Origin of the sequence: Chitinivorax sp. PXF-14 (assembly GCF_040812015.1) — a bacterium.
Taxonomy (GTDB): domain Bacteria; phylum Pseudomonadota; class Gammaproteobacteria; order Burkholderiales; family SCOH01; genus JBFNXJ01.
The window spans coordinates 161,904-188,669 of the sequence record NZ_JBFNXJ010000004.1 but is presented as its reverse complement, the minus strand read 5'-3'; the positions used below and the strand labels follow the sequence as shown (position 1 = coordinate 188,669).

Here is a 26,766-nt window from a genome sequence, read left to right as displayed (position 1 = left end):
TGGCCTGCGCCCACAAGCACGACCGCCCCACGACGAGCGCGGCGCGACACGCCACCACCGGAGGAAAGACACGATGTCCAACAAACTACGCGATGCCGCCCTGGCCTATCACCGCCAGCCCTCGCCCGGCAAGATTTCCGTGGTGCCGACCAAGCCCATGGCCACGCAGCGCGATCTCGCGCTGGCCTATTCGCCCGGCGTGGCCGAGCCCTGCATCGAGATCGTCGGCAACCCGGCGGCGGCCTTCGAGCTGACCGCGCGCGGCAATCTGGTGGCGGTGGTCACCAACGGTACGGCCGTGCTCGGCCTGGGCAATATCGGGCCGCTCGCCGGCAAGCCGGTGATGGAGGGCAAGGGCTGCCTGTTCAAGAAATTTGCCGGCATCGACGTGTTCGACATCGAGATCGACGAAACCGACCCGGACATGCTGGTGAAGATCATCGCCAGCCTCGAGCCCACCTTCGGCGGCATCAACCTCGAGGACATCAAGGCGCCCGAGTGCTTCTACATCGAGCAGAAACTGCGCGAGAAGATGAAGATCCCGGTGTTCCACGACGACCAGCACGGCACGGCCATCGTCGCGGCGGCGGCCATCCTCAACGGCCTGCGCTATGTCGGCAAGGACATCGGCGCGGTCAAGCTGGTGTGCTCGGGCGCCGGCGCCGCCGCGCTGGCCTGCCTCGACCTGCTGGTGCGGCTCGGCCTGCCGATGGCCAACATCACCGTCACCGATATCGCCGGCGTGGTCTACCAGGGCCGCACCGAGCTGATGGACCCGAACAAGGCGCGCTATGCGCAGGATACGTCGGCGCGCCGGCTCGCCGAGGTGATCGACGGCGCCGACATCTTCCTCGGCCTGTCGGCCGGCGGCGTGCTGAAGCCTGAGATGGTCAAGGGCATGGCGACCAGGCCGATCATCCTGGCCATGGCCAACCCGAACCCCGAAATCATGCCCGAGGACGCGCTCTCCGTGCGACCCGACGCGATCATCGGCACCGGCCGCTCGGATTACCCGAACCAGGTCAACAATGTGCTGTGTTTTCCGTTCATCTTCCGCGGCGCGCTCGACGTCGGCGCGACGACGATCAACGAGGAGATGAAGCTCGCCACCGTGCGCGCGATCGCCGACCTCACCCATGCCGAGATCCCCGACGAGGTGGTCGACGCCTATGGCGCCGACAGCCTGCGCTTCGGCCCCGAATACCTGATCCCCAAGCCCTTCGACCCGCGCCTGATCGTCAAGATCGCGCCGGCCGTGGCGCAGGCGGCGATGGACAGCGGCGTGGCGACGCGCCCGATCGCGGACATGGAGGCCTACCGCCAGCGGCTGCACCACTTCGTCTACCAGAGCGGCACCACCATGCAGCCGGTGTTCGACGCGGCGCGCAAGTCGCCCAAGCGCGTGGTCTACGCCGAGGGCGAGGACGAGCGCGTGCTGCGCGCCGCACAGATCGTCGTCGACGAAGGGCTGGCGCGGCCCATGCTGATCGGCCGGCGCGACATCATCGAGAGCCGCATCGAGAAATTCGGCCTGCGGCTGCGGCTCGACGACGATGTCGAGTGTGTGAACATTCTCGACGACCCGCGCTACCGCGAGGCCTGGCAGGGCTATTACCAGCTGGCGCGGCGCCAGGGCGTGACGGCGGCGCTGGCGCAGGAGCGCATGCGCAGCAACACCACGCTGATCGGCGCCATGCTGGTGCGCGCCAGCCATGCCGACGCGATGCTGTGCGGCACCCACGGCATCTACCGCGAGCACCTCAACTACGTGCGCCAGGTGATCGGCCCGCAGCCGGGCGTCAACACCTTCGGCGCGATGCAGATGCTGATGCTGCCGGAGCGCGTGCTGTTCATCTGCGACACCCACGTCAACCACGAGCCGACGGCCGAACAGCTGGCCGAGATCACGCTGCTCGCGGCCGCCGAGGTGCGCCGCTTCGGCGTGCTGCCATCGGTGGCGCTGCTGTCGCACTCCAACTTCGGCACCTCGACCTCGGCTAGCGCCGCCAAGGTGCGCGCCGCGCTCGAGCTGATCCGCAAGGCCGCCCCGGAGCTGATGGTGGATGGCGAGATGCACGGCGATGCGGCGCTGTCGCGCGACATCCTGAACTCGGTGTTCCCCGACTCGGCACTGACGCAGGAGGCCAACCTGCTGATCATGCCCAATGTCGATGCGGCCAATATCGCCTACAACCTGCTGCGCGTGACCGCGGGCGGCGGCGTCACGGTCGGCGCCATCCTGCTCGGCGCGGCGCGCGCGGTGCATATCCTCACCAACAGCTCGACCGTGCGCCGCATCGTCAACATGACGGCGCTCGCGGTGGTCGATGCCGGCAGCGAGCGGGGCTGATCGCGCGCTGACGATCGGGTGGAAAAAGGCATCAAGGAAAAGCTGCAGGCCTCGCCCATCCGCCGGGCGGGGCTTGGTCGAGAAAACGGTGCGATGCCGCACACGGCACGTTGCACGGGGCAGCCAACCGTTTTCCGGTTCGGCGGTCTAAACGAGCATGAACCTCCCCAGGCAAGGAGAACGACCATGCTGCGACACCCAGCCAAACGACGCACCGCCGTCGTCACCCTGCTGATCGCCGGGGCCTTCCTGATCTGGTCCGCCACCGCGGGCGGCGTGGGCTACCTGCTGCTCGCCGTGGGCGCGGGCCTGGAAATCGCCGGCCTCAGGCTCGGCCATAGGCCTTGAGCCCAGGGCCGCGTCAGTCTTGCCCGGCAGGCCCGCCCGCCGTGCCGTGCAGCACAGCCACCACCTCGGCATCCTCGACCTGGTCGAAACGCTCGTAAAACTGCCCGACCGCGCTGAAGTCGGTGGGTGTGGCGAGGCAGACCACCTCGTCCGCCAGCGGCCCGATCTTGCTCAGCACATCGGACGGCGCCACCGGCACCGCGCACACCAGCCGCGCCGGCTGCTTGTCGCGCAGCGCATGCAGCGCGGCGATCATCGTGGCGCCGGTCGCCAAGCCATCGTCGACGACGATCACCACGCGGCCGCGCGGATCGGCCGGCCCCCGGCCCGGCGTGTAGCGCGCACGCCGTTCGCGGATCAGCGCCAGTTGCCGCTCGCGCTCGGCCTCGATGTAGCGCAGTGTCTGCGCATCGCTGCCGCCATGCGGATTGCGGTACACCCAGCCGGCCTCGTCGACTGCCGCCAGCGCAAACTCAGGCTGGAACGGCGCGCCGATCTTGCGCACCATCACCACATCGAGCTCGCCGCCGAGCGCATCGGCCAGCGCACGGCCCATGGGCACCGCCCCGCGCGGGATGGCCAGCACCAGCGGCCGTTGTCCGCGATAGCGCTGCAGGGCCTGGCCCAGCAATGCGGCGGCGTGCATCCGGTCGCGAAACTTCATCTCCCCCTCCTTCGCCATGGCAGGCGGCTTGCCGATGGTTTCAGTGTCGGCAGCAAGAGCTGGCATTGCAAGGCGCCCCCGCCAATCGACAGGCGCGGGCTCCTCCGTTTGGACTATTGCCGCCTCGCTATATCTTTTACAATATAACGTTACAGATGATTGATGATGAGGGAGGTGCCGAGATGGACTACGCCAGCCAACTGATCTGCAGCTTCCGGCACTTCCAGCTGGTCCGCGCGGCGCTCGAACTGGGCCTGTTCGAATGGCTGCTGGAACGCGGCCCGGCCAGCCAGGACGAGATCGCCGCGGCGATGCGCCTCAATCGACAACATCTGGCGGCCTTCCTGCCGCAACTGGCCGGGCTCAACTGGCTCGGCTGCGACGGCGAGCGCTATAGCGCGGGCGTGCAGGCCTGCCGCCTGCTGGGCCTGATCGGCCCTGGCGGCGACTCGGCGCGCGAGCTGCTCGGCATGGGTAATCCCCGCTCGGGCTGGAACCGCCTGTCCGAGCTGCTGCTGACGCTCGACGACGACGACGCGCAGCAGCCTGCCGCCGACGACGACACGGTCGAATGGCCGTTGCCCGCCACAGGCCCGGGCAGCTCGCCGCCGGCGGCCTGGGTGGACGAGCGTGCTTCGCTCGCCCATCGCTATATACACAACAACATCAAATAAAAACACTGCGGGAAACCGCAGCGAGGGTGGAGCCCATCAAGCCAGCCAACCTCAAAGGGAGCCAATCAACGTCATGCAACACAATAAGAAACCCACCTTCCCGCGCCAGCGGGCGCTCGCCCATGCAGTCCTGCTGGCGTGCGCCTCGCTCGGCCTCGCATCGAACGCAGCAGCCGAGGATAGCGACGCCACCAACGACCTGGGCACCATCGTCGTCACCGGCAGCCGCATCGTCAACCGCAGCACGCTACACCAGGACCAGGCAGCATCGGTCGTCACCCGCCGCGACTTCCAGACCTTCAACCGCGACACGGTCGCCGATGCGCTGAACCTGCTGCCGGGCGTCATGATCGCGACCAACGGCCGCAACGAGAAGACGATCAATGTGCGCGGCTACGACTCGCGCCAGATGCCGATCTTCGTCGATGGCATCCCGCTCTATGTGCCCTACGATGGCTATGTCGATCTCGGCCGCTTCCGCACCGCCGATCTGTCGGCCATCCAGGTGGCCAAGGGCATGAGCTCGATGATGTACGGCCCCAACGCCATGGGCGGCGCGATCAACCTGCTGACGCGCAAGCCGACCAAGCCATTCGAGGGCGATGTGCGCGCCGGTGTCGGCAGCGGCCAGCTGCGGACCGGCAGCGTCAACCTCGGCACGCGCCAGGACAACTGGTATCTGCAGGCCGGCGCCGATTACGAGAGCCAGGATTTCTTCAAGCTGTCGGGCGATTTCCAGCCTACCGCGGTCGAGGACGGCGGCCACCGCCTGAACTCGGACCATCTCGACATCAAGAAATCGGTCAAGCTCGGCTGGCTGCCCCGCGAGGGCGACGAGTATGCGCTCGGCTACGTCTACCAGCACGGCGCCAAGGGTCAGCCGCCAGTGACCGACCCGACCCAGAGTCCACGCTACTGGCGCTGGCCCTACTGGGACAAGGAAAGCGTCTACCTGCTGTCGACCACGCGGCTGACGGGCAATGAAGCCATCAAGCTGCGCGTCTATCACGACACCTACGCCAACGCGGTGATCAACTACAAGGACGCGAGCTACAGCCAGGTGCAGGCCAAGGTGCTCAACACCACCACCGGCGAGAGCTACTACGACGACAGCAGCAACGGCGCCTCGGCCGAGCTGTCGAGCGACCGCCTGCAGGGCCACACGCTGAAGGCGCTGCTCTACGTCAAGCGCGACACCCACCGCGAGAGCGACGGGCAAAACAGCGGTGCGACCTTCCGCGACGACATCCACTCCTTCGCGCTGGAAGACCGCTACGCGCTGGGCGAAGCGACGCAGCTGGTCGCAGGCCTGTCGCGCGACACACTGAAACCGACCGAATCGGGCATCTACCAGCTGCCTTCGGCCAAGTCGTTGAATAACGCACAGCTCGGCCTTTATCAGGACATCGCCGCTGGCCGCGTCTACGCCAGCATCGCCGGCAAATCACGGCTGCCGACGTTGAAAGACCGCTACTCGCTGCGCATGGGCAGCACCATTGAAAACCCGGACCTGCAGCCGGAGCGCTCGCGCAACTACGAGATCGGCTTCCAGGGCGAGCCCTGGGCCAACGGCAGTGTCGATGCGGCGGTGTTTTACAGCGATATCCGCGACCTGATCCAGATGGTCTCCAACGTGCAGCCGGGCCGTGGCCAGATGCAGAACGTCGGCCATGTCGTCGCGCGCGGCCTCGAGCTCGGCCTGCGCCAGCGCGTCGGCCAGGACACCACGCTGGGTGGCAGCTACACCCTGCTGTCGCGCGACAACCGTTCGAGCAGCGACAGGCTGACCGGCACGCCGCGCAACAAGCTCACCGGCTACGCCGACTGGGGCTTCCTGCCCGGCTGGCACGCGGTGTGGTTCACCCAGTACGAGAGCAGCCGCTGGAGCTCGAACACGGTCGAACTCGGCAGCTATGCCACATCCGACCTCAAGCTCGCGTGGTCGCCGATCAAGGCCGTCACCGTCGAGGCCGGCGCCAGCAACCTGTTCGACCGCAACTACCAGCTGGTGGACGGCTACCCGTCGCCGGGTCGTGGCTGGTTCGTCAACGGCCAATACCGATTCTGATCCGAGGAACACATGATGCTCACATTCAAACAACTCTGCCTTGCCGCCGCGTTCACCGTGCTGCCACTGGTCGCCCAGGCGGCGGGCAAGGTCGATAACCCGGCCCAATATGTCACGCACTCGGTCAGTGTCAGCGGTGCGGTCGCCAAGCAGCTCACGCTGACGGTGGCCGACCTGAAGAAAATGCCGGCCGCCGAGATCGGCGCCATGCCAATCGTCTGCCAGAGCGGCGCCACCATGGAAGAGATCAAGCAATACAAGGGGGTGAAGCTGAAGGATGTGCTCGATCGCGCCGAGATCGTCAGCCGCGATCACAACGACACCAAGAAGATGGTGATCGTCGCTACCGCCAGCGATGGCTACAAGGCGGTGTTTTCCTGGCAGGAACTATACAACTCGCCGTTGGGCGACGAGGTGGTGGTGTTCTTCGAGAAGAACGGCAAGCTGCTTGACGACGACGAGGGCCAGATCGCGCTGATTTCCGCCAAGGACCTGCGCGCCGGGCCGCGTCACGTCAAATGGCTGCAATCGCTGGAGGTGATCAAGCTGTTCAACTGATGAACCAGGCGCCGGCCGCGCGACACGGCCGGCGCCTTGCAGGGGCTGGATCAGCCCTGTACGCCGAGAATCACGGCCGAGGCCTTGATCACCGCCGTCGCCGCCACACCGGCCTTGAGGCCGAGCGACGCGACCGACTCCTGCGTCACGATCGCCACGACTTCCGTGCCACCCGGCAGAGCCAGCACGACTTCGGCGTTCACCGCGCCATCGCGCACCTGCTTGACCGTGCCGGCGAGACAATTGCGGGCGGACAGCTTGAAGCCGCCACCGTCAGTCATCAGCAAAATCGACGATGCCTTCACCAGGGCCACGACCGGCTTGCCGGCAGCCAGGCCGAGCGACTGCACGCTGGCGTTGGTGATGATGGCGGCGAGTTGCGTGCCGCCGCCGAGATCGACGATCACTTCGGCATTCACCGCACCGGCCTGGAGGCTGGCGACGGTACCGCTGAACTGGTTGCGCGCGCTGATATTCATTGTCTGGGTCCTTTTTATTGGTTGAACAGAAACGGCGCCGTCACTATACGCGCGCCGGTGTTGGCGCCGCCACCATAGCGGAGGAATAGCGCTAAAGGACTATTCCACCATGCCGCGATGCCCGTTAAACTATATACAAAATTATATATCGGATCCTGACCATGACGTCGTCGGCGCCTCCACCAAGCCGCAGCAAACTCGTCGGCAAGATTGCACTCGAAACCCAGCTCGGCGCGCTGCTCGGCGACACCCGCATCCGCCTGCTCGAGGCCATCGCCACCCACGGCTCGATCTCGCAGGCGGCCAAGGCCGTGCCCCTGTCGTACAAGGCCGCCTGGGATGCCGTCGATGCGATGAACAATATGGCTGACTTCCCGCTGGTCGAGCGCACGGTGGGCGGCCGCCAGGGCGGCGGTACCCAGCTCACCGATTATGGCCGGCAGATGGTCGCGCTATATCGGGCGATGGAAAAGGAATACCAGGAAGCGCTCGATCGCGTCAGCGAGCGGCTGGGGCAGATCGGCGTCAGCGATGTCGGCCAGTTCCGTTCGCTGATGCGTCGCATGGCGATGCGCACCAGCGCACGCAACCAGTTCTTCGGTGCGATCTGGGCCCTGCGCGCGGGCGAGGTCGACTACGAGGTCAGCCTGCGGCTCGACGACCAGAACCTGCTGACCGCCATCATCACCCGTGACAGCGCGGAGAACCTCGGGCTCGCCATGGGCCGCGAAATCTACGCCCTGGTCAAATCGTCCGCCGTCATGCTACTGACCGACGAATCGCTGCGCACCTCGGCCACCAACCGGCTGTGGGGCGAGGTCGACGCCATCCATCCCGGCCCCGTCAACGCCGAAGTGACCTTGCGCCTGCCCGGCGGTCGCACGGTGACATCGGTGGTCACGCAGAGCAGCATCGAGCGCCTCGGGCTCGCCGTCGGCAAGCGCGCCTGCGCAACCTTCAAGGCCTCCGACGTAATCCTGGCCAGCTTCGACTAACCCACCGCAAAGGACCTCCCATGCCTCGCCTCGCCCCCCGCCTCACCCTGTTCGCCGCCTTGTTCCTGTCCATGGCGGCTCATGCCGACGAAGTCCAGGTCGCCGTCGCCGCCAACTTTGCCGGCCCGATGCAGAAGATCGCAGCCGCATTCGAACAGAGCACCGGCCACAAGGCGCTGATCTCGGTCGGCGCGACCGGCAAGTTCTACGCGCAGATCAAGAGCGGCGCGCCGTTCGAGGTGCTGCTGGCGGCCGATGACGAAACCCCGGCCAAGCTGGAGAAGGAAGGCGCCGCCGTGGCGGGCACACGTTTCACCTACGCCATCGGCAAGCTGGTGCTGTGGAGCGCCAAGCCTAACCTGGTCGACGACCAAGGCGCCGTGCTCAAGCTGGGCCATTTCGAACACCTGGCCATCGCCAACCCCAAGCTCGCGCCCTATGGCCAGGCAGCGGTCGAGACGCTGAAGGCATTGAATCTCTATGACAGCCTGGCGGCGAAATTCGTCATGGGCGAGAACATCGCGCAGACCCAGCAGTTCGTTTCCACCGGTAATGCCGAGCTCGGCTTCGTTGCGCTGTCGCAGGTATTCGAGGGCGGCAAGGTGAAGAGCGGCTCGGCCTGGATCGTCCCGCCGACGCTCTACGCGCCGATCCGCCAGGACGCAGTGCTGCTCGAACACGGCCGCGGCAAACCCGCTGCGCAGGCACTGCTGCAGTATCTGAAATCCGACGCGGCACGCACAGCCATCACCGCCTCCGGCTACTCGCTGTAAGCGCATACCGATGGGTTTCAGCGCGGACGACTGGTCGGCCATCCTCCTCACGCTCAAGCTCGCCACCAGCACCACGCTCGTGCTGCTGGTGGCCGGCACCCCGCTTGCGTGGTGGCTGGCGCGCAGCCGCAGCCTGGCCGGCAGCATCGTCGGTGTGGTCACCACCTTGCCGCTGGTGCTGCCGCCCACCGTGATCGGCTTCTATCTGCTGGTGCTGATGGGCGAACAGGGGCCGATCGGGCAGCTGACGCGGCACCTCGGCTGGGGGCTGCTGCCGTTCAGCTTCAGCGGCCTGCTGATCGCGTCGGTGCTCTATTCGCTGCCGTTCGCCGTGCAGCCCTTGCAGCAAGCCTTCAAGGCCATCGGCACACGGCCGCTGGAGGTCGCCGCCACCTTGCGCGCCTCGCCGCTCGATACCTTTTTCAGCGTGGCGCTGCCGCTGGCACGGCCCGGCCTGATCACTGCGGCGGTGATGAGCTTCGCCCACACCGTGGGGGAATTCGGCGTGGTGCTGATGATAGGCGGCAACATTCCGGGCCGCACGCGCGTCGTATCGGTGCAGATATTCGATCACGTCGAGGCGCTCGAATACACACAGGCCCACTGGCTGGCGGGCGGCCTGCTGGCGTTCAGCTTCAGTGTGCTGCTGGCACTGCATCTGCTCAACCGCAGCGGGGCCCGGTCATGAGCATCCAGGCACGCTTCACGCTCGATCACGGCGAATTCCGCCTCGATGTCGACCTGGCCCTGCCCTTGAGCGGGGTATCGGTGCTGTTCGGCGCATCGGGCTCGGGCAAGACGACGATCCTGCGCTGCCTGGCCGGGCTCGAGCCCAAGGCACGCGGGCGGCTGCAGGTGGGCGAGCAGGTGTGGCAGGACGATGCCCAAGGCCTGTGCCTGCCGCCGCACCAGCGCGAGCTCGGCATGGTGTTCCAGGAGGCCAGCCTGTTCCCGCACCTGTCGGTGCGCCGCAACCTCGAATACGGCCTGCGGCGGACCCCGCCCGCAGCCCGGCGCGTGAGCTGGCAGCAGGCACTGGTGCTACTCGGCATCGAGCATCTGCTCGACCGCTCGCCGGCCAAGCTGTCGGGCGGCGAACGCCAGCGCGTGGCCATCGCGCGCGCGCTGCTGACCTCGCCTCGCCTGCTGCTGCTGGACGAGCCGCTGTCGGCGCTCGATTTCCGCCGCAAGCAGGATATCCTGCCCTATCTGGAGCGGCTGCAGGCCGAGCTCGACCTGCCCATCGTCTATGTCAGCCATGCCATCGAGGAAGTCATCCGCCTCGCCGATCACCTAGTGCTGATCGACCAGGGCCGGGTAGTCGCTGCCGGCTCCCCGACCGACACCCTGTCTCGCCTCGACTTGCCCGCCCAGTTCAGCGACGAGGCCAGCGTGGTGCTCGATACCCATGTCGACGCCGTCGATCCGCATTACAGCCTGGCGCAACTCGGCTTTGCCGGCGGCACGCTGTGGCTGCCCGCCTCCGGCTTGCAGGCGGGCCAGGCCAGCCGCGTGCGCATCCACGCGCGCGACGTCAGCCTTGCGCTGACCGAGCATGCCGACTCGAGCATCCTCAATCGCCTGCCCGCCGTCGTCTCGACATTCGCGCCGGCCACCCAGCCGGGCCACATGCTGATCCGTTGCGAGCTGGCCGGCGGCCACATCGTCGCCCGCATCACACGGCGCTCGTTCGACGCACTGGCGCTGCGCCCCGGCCTCCAGGTATGGCTGCAGATCAAGGCGATGAGCCTGATCCACTAATCCGTTGGCCGGCCAGCCTGCGTACCTGCGGCTCGCTTGAGCAAGTGACTGATGCTGTACCAATACTCGAAACCAAGGTCTCCATCCTGCATGGAAAGCTCATGAAGCTTATTCAAGGCAATTTCCAGGTCGATACCCATTCACTATCGTCATTTCGCGCTTCTCGAGAACTAGGCTTCATTTCGTGGGGCTGGAAACCATCTGACCTACACTAGCCATCTGCAGGCTTGTTGAAATTTAGCCGCGGGATTTTCACTTTCGGCTCCACCGCCTGACTGGGTGTTATGTCGGTTGCTGGCGCTGACTGTTGTACCAGCATATCCGGATGGCTGAACCCAATGCCCAAACCATAGGGTTTACCGACAGCCAGCAGCGTCTCCAGTGTGGGATTGGCCTCTCCCCGCTCAAGCCGTGCAACCTGCGGCGTGCTAAGCCCGACCAGCTTGGCAAACTCACGCTGGTTAAGGCCAAGCGAATCTCTTATCCAGCGGGCCGCTTCCGCCACGCCAGGCTGGGACTGTGCCAGCCGGCTGACCAGGGTGCGACGCAAGGCCTGCAGTTCTTCTGGCGATTTCTTAGCGTAGCGCATTGAGCACCCCCAATGCGATTTCAAAGCGCTGGCCACATGGCGCCGTGCGTGGGTCCAGGGCTAGCGCCTGGAATTGCTCGTAGGTCGCCTTCAGGCTTGGTTGCCAAGCTACCAGCTGAGCGCGCAAGTCTTCACTGTTGTCAGTACCGATGATGCCTGGCAACCAGACATCGAATAGCTTTAGCCATTCGGTGTGCGAACCCAGCGAAAACTGCCGCCACAAGGTCGAACGTACCGGCGGGTCATCGTCCAGGAACATCGGCGAGAAATCGAAGAGCGGCGTCAGGCTAATGCCTTGCTCACCCAGGAAGAACGCCGTGTTGCGTCCATGATTGTCTTCGACGCGCAGGCAGTACCCCAGCATGTCCCGCTTCAGGTATTCCAGCAATCCAAAGCCCAGCGCATCCATATCCGCGTGGTTTACCCATGCTTCAATGATGTCCTCATGCCGGAGTGGTTGGGCATGTGCAGCAATCCCCATTAGGCTGAACGCGCTCTCGACCGCACGGCGGCGTACGCCACCATTCAAAAGTTGGCGGTCGAAGCGCGGAATAAATAACAGATCGCCCGACATGAAGGGCTCGCCATGGACATCCAGCCCTGCTGTCTGTGCCAACTGCAGCCAGTGGAACTCATGCCGCAGCAGCACCGCGTCGCGCGCATTGCGCGGCATCTTCAGCAGATAGTGCGCAGCGGCTTCCGCATCTGGCACCAGGATGTCTGCGTAGTAAAGACCATCCTGCCGTAAGGTAAGCCATAGCTTGGCAGCTTGCCCCTGGGTACTGGTCCCAGCGACCAATGTGCCATGCACTCGCGCATATTCCAGAAAGTCTGCATCGTTTTGCCGCATCTCATCCAGCGGCCAGCCTTGAGCGGGTTGCGGCAGTTGAGCCGTTAGCCAGGCATGAGCCTCGGCGATGCGAAGATTGCCGACCGGGTTGCTGGCGCCGTGAACCAATACATTTGCATCATTGTGCGGGCCATCGGGGCGGGGCCAGTTTTCCTGAGCCACCAAAAGGTCACGACCGAAACCGTTGGGCAAGATGTCCAGCAGGAAAGGCACCCAGTGCGGCAAGCGTTGATGATTAAACGACACTGCTAGATGCGCAGATAACGCGGGAAGGCCCTTGGCATCGAGATGGGCAAGGGCATACGCCGGCAGATATTCCACCGTACACGGGGACACGATACCGCGCTGTGGCGCATCTATCACGACGGTGGCAGCTTGGTGCCAGGCGCCGTCGAGGAATTTTTCCAGTGTCAGCTGCATTGAAATACTCTGTGATTTCAGAATCACAGTATAGGCGCTATTTAGAGATACTAAAATGACTCTTTAACATCAAACGCTGTTCCGTATGCAGCCAGTGCATCGCAAGCAACCCTATGGACGGCACTCAACTTCTCTTCAAACGAGTTCATCCAGCTAACTAGCGAGCTCAGCTTGTATCGAATTGGGGCGGTGCGACCTTCCCCGAGCTTAATGTAAGGGGGATCCTGAATGTTTTTGTGGACGCCCCTGGTGTTTGCAAGCCACGTCTCATCGACACCGATAATTTTTGCCACCAAAACAGGAGGCAATCAAGGGTCAACTCCGTGAGGGATATTCCCCTGTAGGGTCTCGATGGCAAAAGAGGGCTTTTGATTCATTTGCAAAGTAGCCCATAGGGAGCCTGAAGGCTAAATTCTGAATGGAACAAGGGGTTAGCATACGCTAACCCCTTGTTTTTTAATGGTGGGCCCGCAGGGACTTGAACCCTGGACCAAAGGATTATGAGTTTGCTTACAAATCAATAAGTTACTGATATCTAAGCGAAATCGACCGAAGTTACCGAGAGCAATAAATCATTATTTATCAGTAGCTTACAGAACGTTACAGAAGCGCAACGAAGCTGAGCGATGTACCGTCACTGTACCGACTGTTCCGCGCGACCGGGGAGGGGCCAGTGCCAGCGAATTTGGGTGTTCCGAAGTCTGGCCACTTCGGTCGTTGAGCTCCCGCATTCCTCCAGCATTTTCCCGATGAGCGCAGAGAGGGCGGAAAATGATCGATGGAATTGAATGGGATCGTCTACCGGCACGCCGCTGCGCTTGAAGATGTCAGTCAACTGGCGTAGCCGGTTCTGCGGAATGTAGGGACTGGACGAGGGCTTCATCATGCTGCGTTCGTCATCTGCCATGACTAGGCGCAACACCCTCGATGCCACATCGACTCCTGGTGATGCCAAACTGTAGGAAGAGCCGCCCCGCTGCTGATACAGACGCTCGACCAGCATGCAGCACGATACGGTGTCAACGCACCAGGTCGAAAAGGCCGTATCGTGTTGATATGGAAGGTCGTGTGCCGCCATCTCCGGATTGGGCCAAGGTAAGTTGCATAGGCTGACCAAGAACACAGCCATACTTGTGAGATCGAAACAATGAGCCAGTTCATAATGAACTCGGCCGGGAGACGGCTCCCCTTTCCAAGACGCAATTTCCCATCTTTGGCGCTCACCACCTTCGGCAGTCGACCAAACGCCCCGCATCTTGGGTTCCCATCGATCCCAAATCGGAAGAAGCAGCCCTTGCAGCGTCCCCGCGTCCACAGTCGCGGCAGCCCACCAGTCGATATGGCCCAGCAGACGAATCTGATTGTCTTTGACCGCAAGTGAGTCCGGAGCCACCTCCCTCCACCAGTATTCCAGCTTGGAAGCCACCTGATTCTCATCAGGATTCTGGCCCCTTCGAGCGTCTACTTTGCGCTCGGATGCCGCGAGCTTGTCTGCCGATTCAAGAGCCTTGAGGTGGTCGGTCAGCGTCTTCACATAATCAGCGTCCGGCCGACACTTACCGTCATACCATCGCCCATAGGTAGCCCTGCCCTCCCGCATCGGGAGCCCCTTGAGAGCCATCGCATGCAGCATCCGTGGCACGTCCGGACGTCCGGTCACTTCACCGAGCAGGATATGTTGTAACTGGCGATACCAACCCTTGGTTCGTAGTGCGTCGGTGGCGAGATCACGTTTTGCCATAGCCGTGGTTTCATGAATGCCTCATTTTTTGAAGGATAACGTGAAACCGATCGCCGGCCCACCGCAGATAAGCTGACCTCAGATCAATTGAGCGCAGCGGAGGCAAGGAATGCGGACCGAGGACCGGCTGGTACAAAAATTCGGCGTATTGATGACACTGGCGGACTTGGCGGGGGTGCTGAATCGCAGCCAGGACGGCCTGCGCATGACGATGCACGGCAAGTCCGATTTGGGGCTGCTACTGCGCAAGGCTCGACGCAAGATTGGGCGCCGAGTTCATTTCCGTACCGAGGATATTGCACGAATCGTCGATGAAGGAGTGGCGTAATGCAGTTGCCCACCCTTCAGGCCCCTCAAGACGAGTGGCAGGCCGATGGCTGGTGGTTCCACTGCTTCCGGACGCTCATCGATGGAGGGCAACTTGCGCGGATGAGCGGCTCCGCCTGCAAGGTTTACCTGGTCATCAAGTCGCATGCCAACTACAAGACCGGCCTGGCCGGGCCAGCGATTGCAACCATCGCCACGAAATCCGGCCTCTCGCTCGCCCAGGTAAAGCGCGAGCTCGCGTCGCTCGGCAAAAGCGGTTTGATCCGAAAGCAGAAATCCGGACGGCACAACGTCTATCAGCTCGTCGAACACTTCCCCCTCGTCGGCTCGGATGGCACGCCGGTGGCGATGGGACGTTGGGACTACGTCCCTGCCAAAGTCTCGGCCGTCACGGAAGAGCTCAAACAGTCAGTGGCAGCGCAATCGATGAACAACTCCGTGCTGATCCGCATCGACAAGCTGCAAGTGCAGGTCATCGAACGAGGTAGTCAAGGCGTGCAGATCGGCGACATCGATCTCGGGTCGATGTCGGGCGACCTGCGAAAGTCATTGGAGCGGCTGCTGAGCAGTGCCGGGAAATGGCGAGCCACATCCGACGAGAGCGATACCAGCACGTGAGGCGACAGCAGTTTATCCACAGCTCACCCATGAACCAGGTCACCTATGCGCCTCGTCGTTGACGTCGATGGTGCATCGGTGAGCCGGTTCCGGGCGAGTTGCGGCTCATGGATGAGCCACCAAAGAGAAGGAAATTTTCTATTAAGAACGGCCTGCTTCGAAAGTCCTACATGTTGGCAGGAAGCCGGGTACGGATGGCCGGACAACCGCAGAGGAGTAATTCAATGCTGAATCATGATCAGGTCGCCGAGTTGCATGCTCGCTTCGTCTGGCGAGATGTCACCGAAGGCGGAGTCCTTCCTGGGATCGGTTGGAGTCAGTCGATTTGTGTCGCTGCCGACCACTTGCGCATCTGGTCCGATCCGCAACCGGACTTCATGTCGTCCGGTGCTCACGGCCTCCACGTAATGGTCGTGAGTGATGGAACTTGTCTGCTGACTCGGCAATACACCGATGCGCGCCGGGTCGATTTCGCGGTCGCCGCCAGCCTCGGCCAAGTCGTCGAGATATTGCTAATGGATGACAGCCATAAGGTCGGCGTCGCAGCGGACGCCTTACTCGACAAGCCGGAGAAAGAAGAGCTGCTCACGCGCACGAAGGTGATCGGCCGTGTTTGACCTTCACCTCCGCGTCGCTGGGAGCGATTGGACGGGCGTGACACCGTTTTTGCCACGTGCTTCACACACAGATGGCACAGTCTTCACACATTGCTCGCCATCGAGATCACACACTGTCGGCACATTCCTCGGCATCGAGTCGCCACATAGCAGCACAATCGACGGCGACATCTTTACACAGTGTTCGCACATTGTCCGGCGGGGTCCAGGGGCAGCGAGCCCCTGGCCGACATTTGTGGAGCGTTCACGCGGAACAAATATAGTCGGTCACTATATTTTGTCCACAGTGCGCCGGGGCTGAAATCATGCCCTCGCAGTTTGTCCACATCGAATGCTATTCGCTGACGCCACCGAAAAAGACCAGGAAGAACACAGCGGCAAAGTGGTCGGCGGGCGACATTTTGGCGGAAGCAGCCCGCAGACCGGGTGCGTGCAATCACGTCACCGAGCCGTTGCCGCCGACACTGGTTCATGGATTCAGCCTGGCGCAGGTCGAAGCCGAGCTCATCGACATACAGGCGAACGCCCGCGACGCCGCCGGCCGCCGGCTGCGCAAGGACGCGACCGTGCTACTGGCCGGCGTCGCGAGCTATCCGTCAGATGGAAGCGGCTATGAAGAGTGGAAGCGGCTCACCGTCGAGTGGCTGCGTGCCGAATTCGGAGGCAATCTCCGCGCCGTCGTCGAACACCTCGACGAGCCTCATCCGCACTTGCATTTCTACATCGTCGATCCCGTTGCGGGGAACGTAAAAAGTCTGCACCCTGGATTCGCCGCCGCCAAAGGTGCGGCAAATCCAGCGCTCCAGCGAAAGGCATACACCGAGGCAATGCAGACATTCCAAGATGAATACTGGGAACACGTGGGCGGCCCCACGGCTCTCGCGCGAATCGGCCCTCGGCGACGGCGACTGACGCGGGAAGAATGGGCGCAGGAGCAAGCCGACCTTCGAGCCCAGGCAGCCACCATGCAAGCGGTGCGCGCCAAGCTGGAAGACGTGCGGATGCGTGAAGAACGTCTCTCCGAACTCGCTCGACGCACGCTCTCGCAAGCGGAGCGTTATCTTCTGAAGTTCGATGCTCTCGATTCCTCATCGGAAGAGCCGGAGCCGCCATCACGTTGATTTCGCCGTGGACGAGTCATTTGGCACCTCCGAGTCGGCACTGACCCCGTTCGCTTGGCCTTTACCCGGTCAAACTAGGTCAAACCAGTCTCAACCTGGCTTGTAGCCACGTCATGACGTATACTGCCGTAAAGTGGCCGCCCATCCGGTCGGCGCATTCCATTTGGATGCAGATATGGAAGACCGCTGGCTATCCGTCGATGAAATCGCCGATTGCCGCGGCGTGGCCAAAGACACTATTTATGCCTGGGTGACCAACAAAGGTATGCCGGGGCACAAAGTCGGCCGCTTCTGGAAATTCAAAAAAGAAGATGTGGATGTCTGGGTACGGGCAGGCGGTGCGTCAGATAACGCGCCATCGGTAAAGGCGAACGAATCATGAGCAAACCGAAAGATTTGCAGACGTTGCGCAGAGGTGCCGAGGAATCGTTTGAGGGATCGGATATGGCGAGAATTTCTTGTGTCGATTTGTTTGGCTCTGTTCTCATTAACTATTGATCAAATCCCCAGCGCCCAATCCATGACGGTTCTGGGCGACGGGCAAGCGCCTGGCGCACTCTCCAGCAAGCGTCGCCAGCCCAGGTAGTTGGGCAGATACTTGCTCGCCACACCATGGAACCGTGCCATCCAGCCTTTGAAGCGACTGTGATAGGCATTGACGTGCTGGATATGAAACACCTTGTCGACGACGCGAATGCCGGCCGACAGATTCACCGGTTTATGTGCCGTGTCCGTCGCGGCCGCATAGTGTGCATAGGCGGGGCGGCCGTCGCTGCATAGCACGGCGTCGCGATCGACGATGGGCGCCAGGACTTGCTGTAATGCCGCATCGGTCATGTTGGGCAAGACCGCATCGAGGGTGGCGCCACCGCGATCACGTGCGATCAGGACGCACACCTGCTCGCCCGATAAGCCGCGCTTCTTGGCGCTACCGCCACGCTTGCGTGGCTTGCGCGTGAGCTTGACCTGCCGATCGCCCTTACGGGAAGCGCGCAGGAAGGTTTCGTCAGCCTCGACGATGCCGGTGAGATGAGCAGCCATGCGATCCTTGGGGTTACTGAGGAAGCGGTGGCGCCAGCGAAACGCGGTGGTGCGATGCACCTCACACTGCGCCGCCGCTTTGCGCACACTCAGGCCATCGCGTAACGCCTCGGCGTAGCCGAGCCACTTGTCACGCTGGCGCAGTCTTGCCATGGGTGTGCCGGTGAGCGCGTTGAACGTGCGTCGGCAAGCGTGGCAGCGATAACGCTGCAGACCGTTAGCGCGACCGAAACGCACAGGATGATCGGCGGCGCAGTGCGGGCACTGGGTTGGTTGACCCAGACACTGCTCGATGACCGAGACGGCATCGCCTTGCTGGCTGCGTGCCAATGCCGCCGCAAGCTTCCTGCGTTGGGTTTGCGTCAACTGTTGCAAGGTTGTCAGCAGAGTCTTGAACTCTTGGGTGTCCATGTTTGCCGCCCCAATACTGTTAACAGTTACAGTATATCAACAGTTAACGAGAACAGAGCCAAGTAAATTGATTTGGGCGTAGAGCAATCTGAGCAATAGTGACACCATCTTCATCACAGAACTCGACTTCGTAAGCCTCCTCTGGTTCAGAGAATTCCTCGACGATTACACCGATAGCGCCCTTGGCTAGCGACTCACTCGGAATTTCGCAACGGGACATCAACAAGACCGGAACAAACCGAAACAGCCGGCGTCGGCGGCCACGGCGCGCATGCCTTATGTGTAGAAGTTCAGACTTGATCTGACAGTCGCCCGTTTTGACGGTGCCCGATTGTCAGATCAGTTCAGGTTACCTACTTTCTCCTTCCATTGGATTTTGCCGTCGATCAGGGTCTGCAGGGGTGTTCGCCCACAGCACATCTTCCCTTGGTGCGTGCGCTTTTCATTGTAGTAGACCATCCAATCATCCAGATCCTGCTCCAACACCTTGTCCGTGTATTTCGTGCCAGCGAAGAAGTCCTTCTCTACCGTCGCTGCTGTCTTTGCCGCTCTACGCAGCCCGCAAAAGCTATCGCCTTGTTACGGCGAATTCGTATTACTGGCCCGCAATGGCAATCGCAGCCATTACGCGGACAAATGTCGAGTGGTCCATAGTATCGCCGGTCCCAAGCTGCCCATATACAACCCGAGGCGCCCCGGAGTTAGCATCACAATGCACAACGCCACAGTCGATACCATTGCTATTCGCGCCGACCGTATAGAGACTTCCGTCGGTCTTCGCAGCAAGTGTGTGAAGGTATCCGGCCGCCATGCCTTGCACACCGGTGGCCACTTGCATAAACTGGCCTTGGTTGTTGTTGCTCCCATTTCCAAGCTGGCCAAACTCGTTGAATCCCGCCGCCCACAGGCTACCGTCTGCTTTTAGCGCAAGACTATGGCCATACCCTGCAGAAACCGCTTTCACGCCGCTCATTACCTGGAAAAGCTGCTTACAGTAAGCGGATGTACAAATCGTATTCTGATCGGACAGTAGCGCTTGCACGCCAAGCTGGCCATAGGTCGCCGCTCCTCCACCGCTGACGCCATTGCCGTTGGCCCCGACCACCCACAGGCTACCATCGGTTTTCACCACCAGGCTATGCAGATAGCCGGCCGCAATGGCTTGTACGCCGCTCCCGAGTATCTGTACAAACTGATGTTGGTCCGCGGTGTCTCCGGTCCCAAGCTGATAGAAGCCGTTCCAACCCGCCGCCCAGAGGCTACCATTCATTTTCAGCACAAGCGTGTGCAACCCACCCGACGACACCGCTTTGACATCGGCGAGAACTTTGACGAACTGATACTGGTCCACGGTGTTGCCAGCGCCAAGCTGTCCAACACCGTTTTCGCCAACAGCCCAAAGACTATTGTCATCCTTGATTGCAAAGCTCTGAAAGCGACCTGCAGCGATTTCTTTGACACCAGTCATTACTTGGAAAAATTTGGAATGGCTCGTTTTGTCTCCCGTACCAAGCTGACCGTAAGAATTGTCTCCGGTCGCCCATAGGCTACCGTCTGCTTTCAACGCAAGACTGTGCAAGCCACCCGCAGCGACAGACTTGACACCGGAGAGAACCTGGATGAACTGACTGCAATTTTGCATTGAACCCGCACCGAGCTGACCATTCGCAGCCAGCCCCGAGGCCCAAAACGTGCCATCGCTTTTAAGTACCAGGCTGTGTCCGCTACCGGCCGCTAACGTATTTCCTACCCCACTCACAGGTGCGCCCAAGGAGCCGGCTGACGGTACAGGGCACGGTGTCGGCGCGGCAGCCTGAATCACGAAGTTCATGGACGTGCGAGCGGACAAGCCGGTATTGTCAGTGACAGTCAATTCCACGCTATATGAGCTGACTGCCGAAAACGTGCGGCTGACGACCTTTCCGTTCAGCACCTGTCCATCTTGGAATTTCCATGAATATGACACGATTTGCTGGTTCGCTGTGCCGGCTGACGCCGTAGACGCATCAAAGGTGAGCGTTTGGCCAGCCGTCGCAGTGCTCGGCGATACCACGCCGCTCGCAACGGGCGGCAAATTTGGAGATGGGTTTGGATTCGGATTTGTAGTTGGGTCGATAACCGTTACTGCTTTACTCGTTTGAAAAGTTTGAGCCCTGGCATCAGTCAAGGTCAACTTGACGTTATACACGCCAGGTATCGCAAAGTTATGCGTCGCCTGTGCAACGGACGCGCCGTTTTGCACCCCGCTTGCTGGTTCGCCGAAATCCCAGTTGTATTGAATGGGCGCCACACCACCCTGTACACCGGCTGCTGCGAATACCACCGGAAAACCATTCTTGGGATCAACAGACAAATTCTGGTCGGCACTGATGCTCACGGCAGTAATAGCGGTGGACGGTGACTGACTCGAACCATTGTCTCCGCCACCACCGCTATTACATGCAGTAAAGAGCGGGAGCATACACACCATAGCGCACAGAATTTTTGAGGGTTTAAACATCTTGAAGTTTTCTTTCGCTTTTCATTAACCTAAATCCGTGTTCCCCAATATTCACAGCCCCCCACCAGGGCTGATTGCATGACATTTCAGCAATCGCCTGCTGCTTTTGCCGCCAACCGCCCCGATCCAGGGAACACGCGATCGCGTGCCCCGGGCAAGTTGGCCGCTAGGATTGTGCGGTACTGCCTCACCGCTAACACCAGTAAATACTCGGTCTCCGACTCTCAACTCGGCAGCCGCCCCGGACCGCTTACCTGCGGCAAGCGCAGCATCTGCTGCAGCTTCTGCAATCTTTGCCGCTACTGCAAGAGCTTGGCTAGCTTCGCCTCGACGACGCCAGAACCGTACTGCGCTTCATCCGGCAACGCCTTACCCTCGGCAGCAGGTAAGACAACCTCAGAGATTACGTTCAAAGACTCGTCGTACTCGGTGACGTAGCAGAGATCAGGATTGTCGTGTCGCCTGGAGAACTTCGTGACGTGCCATGGAGCGCTACCCCAACTCGGGATCACGCCTATCATGGGCCACCGCTTCGTGTGCAGGCCGTGATCCCCGAAGCGACATACCAACACAGCAGACTCCAGCTGCAACTCGGATGCGTTCACATCCGAAGCACTGTTCACCCTCGGTCCGAAGAAGGCTCCGACTGCACGTCCTTTACCGTCCGCTCGAATGACAACACCTATCGCGAATCCCGCGGGGACTACGGGAACCAGAACCACAGTCCCATTATTAATGGTCAGCTTCTTCATGGCAGTTCCCTACCGGCCATCAAATACTCGTCTCGTCTTGGATTGGTTGGGCTAATCCCATTGATCTTGTCCATTCCACCGTTTGCCGCGTGCGCACTCGGATTCGCATCATGCAAATCTTGCTCCCGACCTCGTTGCGCCGCTCGGTTGTCTGTACGTTTGTCAACTTCAAAGGTCCTGTCGGGGTGATTGCGGCCATGCTCGGCTTCACGTCGCGCCAAGTCGTTTGTTCGACCGGTCTTAACAACCGTGCCTTCAGCGTCCTTTAGAACGTAAGTACCCCCCTTTGCCGCGTACGCGGAAAGCGTTGGTTCGTATTACGATGGCTTATTGATCAACTACCACCAAGGTCGACTTTAATGCATTCTCCGCAAGTAGGGCATTGTAGGCGTCATTCCACGGCACAAATCCCCAATGAGCCTTGAGCGCATTTTCAAGACGAATTGGCGCTACACAACTGCGGAATTCCAAGGAGGCCAACTCTTCATTTTTGCATAGACGAGTCTTGTCTGCCGCATAGTTCTCTACATAGAACCCATCACCGACCTTCACTTTGTAGTTCGGAAGTAGAATTTTTGCGCTGTCAGGGGGATGGTTTCCGATGATCTTCCACTGACCATGCCATATTTTCGCATCAAGTGAGTTGCAAATAAAAATTGGGCGAGCAGAGATAATCGATTCAATCGATGGGACCTCATCGTACCCAGCTCGCATATCGAAAATGGCCATTAGCAGCATTTCCTCCTTGTATATAGCGAGAATCTGGCCAAATCCTACACATTCCTCGGAAATAGGAACTTGGAACACGTCACCAACGATTGCCTTTGTTCCTATATTCAGGCTGCTATGGTCTGTCAACTTTTCCTCCTGCCGCACGATAATCTGCCTCATTCATTTGCCAACGCCCATTTTCAAGGCGTCCACCCGCCGACTTTGGACCTCCACCAGCACGAATCCAACTTTCCTCAGCAACGTTCAAATCCTTGCCAGCACGCGCTCTTTCCAGAATATGGAACTCAAAATCAGCATTTGGGTTTGCGCGAGCATGCTCCGATTGCCGAACGAGATACCGGGCCTCTGATTCTGCCTGTCCGACATACTCGCCACCGGTGATGATATCTTTGCGCAGATATACAACACCCTCCTTTGCCGCCAAATTCGTAGCCGCATGCTCCCCCGCCTCCTTGGCAATATAGTTTGCGCCATGCTCGACCGTGTACTCGACCGCCTCCTTGAGCGCCGACTCAACCAGTTTCTCCTGCCCGCCGGTCACCGCGAAGAGGAAGACGTCGGAGATCGCTCCAATCCCGTACACGCCAGCCATGGCGTAGTCGCCTTCCTTGGCCGCCAGCCAGCCATTATGCGCAAAATCCACACCCGGCAGCAGGTTTTTCGCTATGGACCCCGCCACGGCCGTCAGCTGGATCGACCCCGGCTTGTACGCCCCCTCCACCGGCGCGAACTGTCGCGGGGGTGGCGCACTGCTACCGGTACTGCCGCCGGTAGACGACTGCGCCACCGGTGTCGTGTTGGTGTAGATGATCGTCGACACGCCACCGGTGAAACCGCCGTTGCGCACGATCGACAGGTTGCTGCCGGTGTTGAAGCCGATCTGGCTGTAGCCGTAGCCATGGCCTTGATCGAGCCACGATTGTAGCGAGCCCCCACCCGTCCCTGGCGAGGAGTACAAGCCGCCAAGGTCGCTACCACGCAAGCAGTTGGTGCATACGATTTGATACACGCCAGACCCGTTAGGGCCAGTATTGTAGGCGATGCCATGCGAAGGCCCGTCCCGCCAATATGTCAGGTCATACCGGTCCTCATGCCCGCTTGGATCGGTAAACACCAGCGGATTGTTGTTCACATAGGCATAGCGGTTGAACCCCTGCGTGCTGTCCGGGTGCGGCACCATCGTGTCAGCACTCACGAACTGGCCCACCGCCGGGTCATACAGCCGCGCATTCATGTGCACCAGCCCGAGGTTATCCAGTTCCTCGTGTTCGGTATAGCCACGATCCACTGCAGTCGACTTCAAGCCGCCAGCCACGTCGTCGCTGCCGTCCAGGTTGCGGCGCTTGCCCCAGCTGTCGTAGCTGTAGCGTTCCACTACGCTGCCGCTGGCATCCGAAACGGCCACCACGCTGCCGAGATAGTCATGGTGGAAGTAACGGGTGGCATTCTGACTGCCCGTAACGATCTGGCCGACGACTTCACTACCAGCGTAGATGGTGTGGCGGTTGAAGGTCTGCCCTCCATTGCTCACCTGCTCAAAGTGAGCACCCAGGTCGATGCGCGGGTTGAGGTAGATGGTGGTGGTACCATCACTGGCGACCTGCTTGACCCGGTTGTGCTCGCCGTCGTACCAGAAGTCGCTCGCGTTGGTGCCCCGCGTGACGTGCAGCGGCATGTTGTAGCTGGTCCAGGTGTATGTGCGACCGGCACCGGATAGCAGGTTGCCATTGGCGTCATAAGAGAACGAGCCGCTCATGCTGCCGATGCTGGTCGGTGCATGCGGGTAGCGGCTGCCGGCGGTGGGGTAGCTGTAGTTGCCGATATCGGTCTTGCTGGTGAGATTGCCGATATCGTCGTAAGCGAAGCTGTAGGTCTTGTTCACCGCTCCCATCACCTGGGCGCTGGTGAGGCGATCGAGTTCGTCGTAGCCGAAGGTTTCGATCAGGGAGCGGTTGCCGTCCTTGCGCCACGAGAGGTTGCCGGAGTCGTCGAAACCGTAGCTTTCGTTCTGTACCTCGTTGCCGCCATTCAGGCCGGACACGATGGCGCCGAGGCGGTCGCTGACCGCATCATAGCTACGGCTGACGACCATGCCGTTGCCAAGGCGGGCTTGGCGCACGCGGCCCGAGGCGTCCAGCGATTGCAGTTGCCACAAGAGTTGGTTGCCGGCATCGGTTCGCCGCACCTCGGTCAGGTAGCCGTTCTGGTAGCCGTAGCCGAGGCTGACGCCGGTCGGATAGGTGAGCGAGGCCAAGCGACCCGCGCTGTCGTAGGCGACGGACGTGGTGAAGCTGCTGCCGATCAGGTTGGTCAGGCTAGTCGGCCGGCCATAGCCGTCGTATTGGTAGGTTCGCTGGAAGCCGTTACTGGCCGTCAGCTGGGCCGGTTTGCCAATACCATTCGCGGCCGTGTCATATGTCCACTGGCTGATCAGGTCGGATTCAGTCCGCTTGGTTACGCGGCCCAGTACGTCGTACTCGAATTTCACCGTATTCAGCTTGGCATCGGTTTGCTGAACCAGTTCATCCAGCCCGTCATAGTTGTATTGCAAGGAACCCAGATCCGGGTCGGTGCGCGAGGTCATGCGGCCCCGCCCGTCATAGGTCATGCTTACCTGATTGCCCTTGGCATCCAACACCGTCAACAGGTTACCAAACGGATCGTAAGTGTAGGTTTGGGTTTTGGTGCGCGGATCGGTGACGGTGCGCAAGCGGCCCATGACGTCGCTGACCTTGGTCCAGGTGTGGCCGGTTGCGCTGTCCTTGATTTGAGTGGTCAGCCCTTGATAGGCAATCGATGTGCTACCTGCCGCAGGATCGGTGATCTTGGTCGGCCGGCCGAGCGCGTCATAGGCATACTGGGTTTGGGTGTTCTGCAGCACATTGGTGCCGCCCATCACCGATCGCGTCAGAACGCTGGTCAGCCGCCCCCAGCCATCATAGGTTTTGGCTTGCTGGAAGCTGTCTCCGGCATTGCCACTGACGCCATAAGAACTCCAGCCGATGTCGCGCTCCAGGTTGTCTCGCAACAACAGCTTGTCCTGCGCGCCACTACTCCGCACCGCGATGCCGTAACTCGTGGCGGTATACAGCAGGTACCCCCCGCCCCCCCGCACAGATCCGTACGTGCAGCATTACCGCATATGGCTCCTGCCTCAGGTTCTGACGTGAAACCGCTCGGACGGGTAAGGATGGACGACCCGGCATGGCGGTAGGTATTTGCGTACCAAGCGGTTGAATCTGACCCATGGCATCCGATGGCGCTGGCTCCGTCGCATCAGGGCGTGCCGCCATGCGCGGCACACCTCGCTACGGAAACCAGCCAACCGGCGCATGTTGTCCGGTACCGCGTGGTAATTGAAGTACGCACCCCGGGATGGCCGGCCAGCGCTTCGACGAGGTAACCCGTCCACATGAAAAGTTCGCCCTCAGCCCGGAGCACTGGACGGCCCCATTCGAGGTACACGGCGTCCGGGCGCAGTACCCCATCGAAATCGAGGAAGATGATCACGGCACCTCCCCCCAGTGCAGGATGACCGCTGACAGCGGCTCGCCCTCACGGGTATCGCCGATTGCGTCCTCCCTCGGCCAATAGTCGCCAGACCAGCCGCGCGGCTGGTACACGACTTCGGCGATCTGCACGCCCTTGATGCGATCGTAGCCGTACTCCCCGGCCGTCATGACCGGGAGATCGGGTGGCAAGGTTTGCAGCTTGGCGATCAACTCGGCGACGATCACGACATGACTCCGGCAGAGGGAAGGAGGTTGCACGCTGAAACGCTCACACGTGAACGCGCTGAGCGACTTGCACGGCCATGCGTCGCCACCGAAGGTCGAGACGGCTCGTCGAGAGTCGCATCGTGGGGTGGTCGCCGAAGTGCGCAGAATTCGTCACACATGGTGCCCATCCCGAACACAGACCAACCGCACGACACCAGGCTGCGGCATGCTGGCCATGAGGAGTCCTTCCTCGACGCGGCGGATGTAGCGCGCGCCGGACTTCTGGAGTCGCGCCGCCTGGATCACTTCGGCCTTCGTTACCCCTTCGGGCTGGACGGCATAACTGCTGCCGTCACCTTCTGCTCCTTCGACGATGGCCATGGCCGACACCCGAAGCGAGTCGAACACGGTCAACGGCTCTGGGAAGGCGTGATGTCCACCCAGGCGGCCATTGGTCAGCCGAAAGACGGCGCGCACCGGGATGCTCGGCGGCAGCGATGCCCGGCACTCGATGGCGGCACGCAGTAGCGGCGCGGCGCGAGCCCAGTCGCTGGCAGACGGTGCATTGGCTTCGATCAGCGCCGCCGGCATCTCGGCCCAGGCAAGGCTCATGGCCAGTTGCAGCGCGCCTGCGATCAGAAAGGGCCGCCAGCGCATT

29 protein-coding genes and 2 pseudogenes are annotated in these 26,766 nt (G+C 61.4%); 14 read left to right on the top strand and 17 right to left on the bottom strand.

Annotated elements, in window-relative coordinates:
- Positions 1 to 73 precede the first annotated feature (73 nt).
- Entirely contained in the window at positions 74 to 2,350 is a 2,277-nt protein-coding gene (locus ABWL39_RS07270) for an NADP-dependent malic enzyme (RefSeq protein WP_367788566.1), read from the top strand.
- A 186-nt stretch (positions 2,351 to 2,536) separates the two neighbouring features.
- On the top strand, positions 2,537 to 2,698 hold the full coding sequence (locus tag ABWL39_RS07265) for a hypothetical protein (protein ID WP_367788565.1): 162 nt from the start codon (positions 2,537 to 2,539) through the stop codon (positions 2,696 to 2,698).
- A gap of 13 nt (positions 2,699 to 2,711) precedes the next feature.
- Here ABWL39_RS07265 and ABWL39_RS07260 read toward each other — a convergent pair whose 3' ends face one another.
- Entirely contained in the window at positions 2,712 to 3,362 is a 651-nt protein-coding gene (locus ABWL39_RS07260; RefSeq protein WP_367788564.1) for a phosphoribosyltransferase, read from the bottom strand.
- 182 nt (positions 3,363 to 3,544) lie between these two features.
- On the opposite strand from ABWL39_RS07260, the gene ABWL39_RS07255 reads away from it, so the two are divergent.
- The 3 genes from ABWL39_RS07255 to ABWL39_RS07245 all read left to right on the top strand — a co-directional run bounded on the left by ABWL39_RS07255 (position 3,545) and on the right by ABWL39_RS07245 (position 6,662).
- The gene (locus ABWL39_RS07255) at positions 3,545 to 4,036 is read left to right on the top strand and encodes a hypothetical protein (protein ID WP_367788563.1); all 492 of its coding nucleotides are present in this window, start codon (positions 3,545 to 3,547) and stop codon (positions 4,034 to 4,036) included.
- 73 nt (positions 4,037 to 4,109) lie between these two features.
- Entirely contained in the window at positions 4,110 to 6,104 is a 1,995-nt protein-coding gene (locus tag ABWL39_RS07250) for a TonB-dependent receptor plug domain-containing protein (RefSeq protein WP_367788562.1), read from the top strand.
- 12 nt (positions 6,105 to 6,116) lie between these two features.
- Entirely contained in the window at positions 6,117 to 6,662 is a 546-nt protein-coding gene (locus ABWL39_RS07245) for a molybdopterin-dependent oxidoreductase (protein ID WP_367788561.1), read from the top strand.
- A gap of 50 nt (positions 6,663 to 6,712) precedes the next feature.
- Here ABWL39_RS07245 and ABWL39_RS07240 read toward each other — a convergent pair whose 3' ends face one another.
- On the bottom strand, positions 6,713 to 7,141 hold the full coding sequence (locus tag ABWL39_RS07240) for a molybdopterin-binding protein (protein WP_367788560.1): 429 nt from the start codon (positions 7,139 to 7,141) through the stop codon (positions 6,713 to 6,715).
- 161 nt (positions 7,142 to 7,302) lie between these two features.
- Here ABWL39_RS07240 and ABWL39_RS07235 point away from each other — a divergent pair, with 161 nt between their 5' ends.
- The 4 genes from ABWL39_RS07235 to modC are packed head-to-tail and all read left to right on the top strand — an operon-like array spanning position 7,303 to position 10,670.
- Positions 7,303 to 8,136 (top strand): TOBE domain-containing protein, encoded by an 834-nt coding sequence (locus ABWL39_RS07235; RefSeq protein ID WP_367788559.1) that lies wholly within the window; start codon positions 7,303 to 7,305, stop codon positions 8,134 to 8,136.
- 20 nt (positions 8,137 to 8,156) lie between these two features.
- The gene (modA, locus tag ABWL39_RS07230) at positions 8,157 to 8,909 is read left to right on the top strand and encodes a molybdate ABC transporter substrate-binding protein (RefSeq protein WP_367788558.1); all 753 of its coding nucleotides are present in this window, start codon (positions 8,157 to 8,159) and stop codon (positions 8,907 to 8,909) included.
- A 10-nt stretch (positions 8,910 to 8,919) separates the two neighbouring features.
- A complete protein-coding gene (gene modB / locus ABWL39_RS07225; protein WP_367788557.1) occupies positions 8,920 to 9,597 on the top strand; it encodes a molybdate ABC transporter permease subunit in 678 nt (225 codons plus the stop codon).
- On the top strand, positions 9,594 to 10,670 hold the full coding sequence (gene modC, locus ABWL39_RS07220) for a molybdenum ABC transporter ATP-binding protein (protein ID WP_367788556.1): 1,077 nt from the start codon (positions 9,594 to 9,596) through the stop codon (positions 10,668 to 10,670). Before modB ends, modC begins: the two co-directional genes overlap by 4 nt.
- Here the strand turns inward: modC and ABWL39_RS07215 are convergent.
- The 4 genes from ABWL39_RS07215 to ABWL39_RS07200 form a co-directional block, all read right to left on the bottom strand.
- Positions 10,667 to 10,810 carry a hypothetical protein gene (locus tag ABWL39_RS07215; protein WP_367788555.1) on the bottom strand — a complete coding sequence of 48 codons (144 nt, stop codon included), beginning with the start codon at positions 10,808 to 10,810 and terminating at the stop codon, positions 10,667 to 10,669. The two genes, modC and ABWL39_RS07215, sit on opposite strands and share 4 nt — an antisense overlap.
- Positions 10,811 to 10,881: 71 nt before the next feature.
- The gene (locus tag ABWL39_RS07210; RefSeq protein ID WP_367788554.1) at positions 10,882 to 11,259 is read right to left on the bottom strand and encodes a helix-turn-helix domain-containing protein; all 378 of its coding nucleotides are present in this window, start codon (positions 11,257 to 11,259) and stop codon (positions 10,882 to 10,884) included.
- On the bottom strand, positions 11,246 to 12,529 hold the full coding sequence (locus tag ABWL39_RS07205; RefSeq protein WP_367788553.1) for a HipA domain-containing protein: 1,284 nt from the start codon (positions 12,527 to 12,529) through the stop codon (positions 11,246 to 11,248). Before ABWL39_RS07205 ends, ABWL39_RS07210 begins: the two co-directional genes overlap by 14 nt.
- 634 nt (positions 12,530 to 13,163) lie before the next feature.
- The gene (locus ABWL39_RS07200) at positions 13,164 to 14,270 is read right to left on the bottom strand and encodes a hypothetical protein (protein WP_367788552.1); all 1,107 of its coding nucleotides are present in this window, start codon (positions 14,268 to 14,270) and stop codon (positions 13,164 to 13,166) included.
- A gap of 109 nt (positions 14,271 to 14,379) precedes the next feature.
- Between ABWL39_RS07200 and ABWL39_RS07195 the strand changes: the two genes are divergently transcribed.
- From ABWL39_RS07195 to ABWL39_RS07175, 5 genes are all read left to right on the top strand, one after another.
- Positions 14,380 to 14,598 (top strand): DNA-binding protein, encoded by a 219-nt coding sequence (locus ABWL39_RS07195; RefSeq protein ID WP_367788551.1) that lies wholly within the window; start codon positions 14,380 to 14,382, stop codon positions 14,596 to 14,598.
- Positions 14,598 to 15,215, top strand: coding sequence for a helix-turn-helix domain-containing protein (locus tag ABWL39_RS07190; protein ID WP_367788550.1), 618 nt, complete (start codon positions 14,598 to 14,600; stop codon positions 15,213 to 15,215). The genes ABWL39_RS07195 and ABWL39_RS07190 overlap by 1 nt, the downstream gene beginning before the upstream one ends.
- A gap of 224 nt (positions 15,216 to 15,439) precedes the next feature.
- The gene (locus ABWL39_RS07185) at positions 15,440 to 15,832 is read left to right on the top strand and encodes a hypothetical protein (RefSeq protein WP_367788549.1); all 393 of its coding nucleotides are present in this window, start codon (positions 15,440 to 15,442) and stop codon (positions 15,830 to 15,832) included.
- 305 nt (positions 15,833 to 16,137) lie between these two features.
- A complete protein-coding gene (locus ABWL39_RS07180) occupies positions 16,138 to 16,953 on the top strand; it encodes a plasmid recombination protein (RefSeq protein ID WP_367788548.1) in 816 nt (271 codons plus the stop codon).
- Between the two features lie 175 nt (positions 16,954 to 17,128).
- Positions 17,129 to 17,335: a helix-turn-helix domain-containing protein gene (locus ABWL39_RS07175; protein WP_367788547.1), complete on the top strand. Its 207-nt coding sequence runs from the start codon at positions 17,129 to 17,131 to the stop codon at positions 17,333 to 17,335.
- 116 nt (positions 17,336 to 17,451) lie between these two features.
- On the opposite strand, the gene ABWL39_RS07170 is transcribed toward ABWL39_RS07175, so the two are convergent.
- From ABWL39_RS07170 to ABWL39_RS07120, 11 genes and pseudogenes are all read right to left on the bottom strand, one after another.
- Positions 17,452 to 18,405 (bottom strand): IS1595 family transposase, encoded by a 954-nt coding sequence (locus ABWL39_RS07170; protein ID WP_367788546.1) that lies wholly within the window; start codon positions 18,403 to 18,405, stop codon positions 17,452 to 17,454.
- Positions 18,406 to 18,448: 43 nt separating this feature from the next.
- Complete coding sequence (locus tag ABWL39_RS07165) at positions 18,449 to 18,625, bottom strand: DUF4926 domain-containing protein (RefSeq protein WP_367788545.1); 177 nt, start codon at positions 18,623 to 18,625, stop codon at positions 18,449 to 18,451.
- A 119-nt stretch (positions 18,626 to 18,744) separates the two neighbouring features.
- Positions 18,745 to 18,894, bottom strand: a pseudogene (locus tag ABWL39_RS07160) (IS481 family transposase); the annotation flags it as partial.
- A 106-nt stretch (positions 18,895 to 19,000) separates the two neighbouring features.
- Entirely contained in the window at positions 19,001 to 20,782 is a 1,782-nt protein-coding gene (locus tag ABWL39_RS07155) for a PKD domain-containing protein (RefSeq protein WP_367788544.1), read from the bottom strand.
- A gap of 422 nt (positions 20,783 to 21,204) precedes the next feature.
- Positions 21,205 to 21,657 (bottom strand): Imm26 family immunity protein, encoded by a 453-nt coding sequence (locus ABWL39_RS07150; RefSeq protein ID WP_367788542.1) that lies wholly within the window; start codon positions 21,655 to 21,657, stop codon positions 21,205 to 21,207.
- Positions 21,658 to 21,984: 327 nt separating this feature from the next.
- Complete coding sequence (locus ABWL39_RS07145) at positions 21,985 to 22,548, bottom strand: Imm26 family immunity protein (protein WP_367788541.1); 564 nt, start codon at positions 22,546 to 22,548, stop codon at positions 21,985 to 21,987.
- Positions 22,502 to 25,420, bottom strand: coding sequence for an RHS repeat domain-containing protein (locus ABWL39_RS07140; RefSeq protein WP_367788539.1), 2,919 nt, complete (start codon positions 25,418 to 25,420; stop codon positions 22,502 to 22,504). The genes ABWL39_RS07145 and ABWL39_RS07140 overlap by 47 nt, the downstream gene beginning before the upstream one ends.
- Positions 25,421 to 25,543: 123 nt before the next feature.
- A pseudogene (locus ABWL39_RS07135) lies at positions 25,544 to 25,753 on the bottom strand (RNA-directed DNA polymerase); the annotation flags it as partial.
- Positions 25,666 to 25,899, bottom strand: a complete 234-nt coding sequence (locus ABWL39_RS07130) for a hypothetical protein (RefSeq protein WP_367788742.1) — start codon at positions 25,897 to 25,899, stop codon at positions 25,666 to 25,668. The pseudogene ABWL39_RS07135 and the gene ABWL39_RS07130, both read right to left, overlap by 88 nt.
- Positions 25,896 to 26,126, bottom strand: coding sequence for a hypothetical protein (locus ABWL39_RS07125; RefSeq protein WP_367788537.1), 231 nt, complete (start codon positions 26,124 to 26,126; stop codon positions 25,896 to 25,898). Before ABWL39_RS07125 ends, ABWL39_RS07130 begins: the two co-directional genes overlap by 4 nt.
- 153 nt (positions 26,127 to 26,279) lie before the next feature.
- Positions 26,280 to 26,765: a hypothetical protein gene (locus ABWL39_RS07120; protein ID WP_367788535.1), complete on the bottom strand. Its 486-nt coding sequence runs from the start codon at positions 26,763 to 26,765 to the stop codon at positions 26,280 to 26,282.
- Between the last annotated feature and the right edge of the window lies 1 nt (position 26,766).

Bases quoted from the DNA above. Each gene is read 5' to 3' on its own strand.
- ABWL39_RS07270 (WP_367788566.1), top strand. From the start codon at position 74: ATGTCCAACAAACTACGCGATGCCGCCCTGGCCTATCACCGCCAGCCC.
- ABWL39_RS07265 (WP_367788565.1), top strand. From the start codon at position 2,537: ATGCTGCGACACCCAGCCAAACGACGCACCGCCGTCGTCACCCTGCTG.
- ABWL39_RS07260 (WP_367788564.1), bottom strand. From the start codon at position 3,362: ATGAAGTTTCGCGACCGGATGCACGCCGCCGCATTGCTGGGCCAGGCC.
- ABWL39_RS07255 (WP_367788563.1), top strand. From the start codon at position 3,545: ATGGACTACGCCAGCCAACTGATCTGCAGCTTCCGGCACTTCCAGCTG.
- ABWL39_RS07250 (WP_367788562.1), top strand. From the start codon at position 4,110: ATGCAACACAATAAGAAACCCACCTTCCCGCGCCAGCGGGCGCTCGCC.
- ABWL39_RS07245 (WP_367788561.1), top strand. From the start codon at position 6,117: ATGATGCTCACATTCAAACAACTCTGCCTTGCCGCCGCGTTCACCGTG.
- ABWL39_RS07240 (WP_367788560.1), bottom strand. From the start codon at position 7,141: ATGAATATCAGCGCGCGCAACCAGTTCAGCGGTACCGTCGCCAGCCTC.
- ABWL39_RS07235 (WP_367788559.1), top strand. From the start codon at position 7,303: ATGACGTCGTCGGCGCCTCCACCAAGCCGCAGCAAACTCGTCGGCAAG.
- modA (WP_367788558.1), top strand. From the start codon at position 8,157: ATGCCTCGCCTCGCCCCCCGCCTCACCCTGTTCGCCGCCTTGTTCCTG.
- modB (WP_367788557.1), top strand. From the start codon at position 8,920: ATGGGTTTCAGCGCGGACGACTGGTCGGCCATCCTCCTCACGCTCAAG.
- modC (WP_367788556.1), top strand. From the start codon at position 9,594: ATGAGCATCCAGGCACGCTTCACGCTCGATCACGGCGAATTCCGCCTC.
- ABWL39_RS07215 (WP_367788555.1), bottom strand. From the start codon at position 10,810: ATGGGTATCGACCTGGAAATTGCCTTGAATAAGCTTCATGAGCTTTCC.
- ABWL39_RS07210 (WP_367788554.1), bottom strand. From the start codon at position 11,259: ATGCGCTACGCTAAGAAATCGCCAGAAGAACTGCAGGCCTTGCGTCGC.
- ABWL39_RS07205 (WP_367788553.1), bottom strand. From the start codon at position 12,529: ATGCAGCTGACACTGGAAAAATTCCTCGACGGCGCCTGGCACCAAGCT.
- ABWL39_RS07200 (WP_367788552.1), bottom strand. From the start codon at position 14,270: ATGGCAAAACGTGATCTCGCCACCGACGCACTACGAACCAAGGGTTGG.
- ABWL39_RS07195 (WP_367788551.1), top strand. From the start codon at position 14,380: ATGCGGACCGAGGACCGGCTGGTACAAAAATTCGGCGTATTGATGACA.
- ABWL39_RS07190 (WP_367788550.1), top strand. From the start codon at position 14,598: ATGCAGTTGCCCACCCTTCAGGCCCCTCAAGACGAGTGGCAGGCCGAT.
- ABWL39_RS07185 (WP_367788549.1), top strand. From the start codon at position 15,440: ATGCTGAATCATGATCAGGTCGCCGAGTTGCATGCTCGCTTCGTCTGG.
- ABWL39_RS07180 (WP_367788548.1), top strand. From the start codon at position 16,138: ATGCCCTCGCAGTTTGTCCACATCGAATGCTATTCGCTGACGCCACCG.
- ABWL39_RS07175 (WP_367788547.1), top strand. From the start codon at position 17,129: ATGGAAGACCGCTGGCTATCCGTCGATGAAATCGCCGATTGCCGCGGC.
- ABWL39_RS07170 (WP_367788546.1), bottom strand. From the start codon at position 18,405: ATGGACACCCAAGAGTTCAAGACTCTGCTGACAACCTTGCAACAGTTG.
- ABWL39_RS07165 (WP_367788545.1), bottom strand. From the start codon at position 18,625: ATGTCCCGTTGCGAAATTCCGAGTGAGTCGCTAGCCAAGGGCGCTATC.
- ABWL39_RS07150 (WP_367788542.1), bottom strand. From the start codon at position 21,657: ATGAAGAAGCTGACCATTAATAATGGGACTGTGGTTCTGGTTCCCGTA.
- ABWL39_RS07145 (WP_367788541.1), bottom strand. From the start codon at position 22,548: ATGAGGCAGATTATCGTGCGGCAGGAGGAAAAGTTGACAGACCATAGC.
- ABWL39_RS07120 (WP_367788535.1), bottom strand. From the start codon at position 26,765: ATGCGCTGGCGGCCCTTTCTGATCGCAGGCGCGCTGCAACTGGCCATG.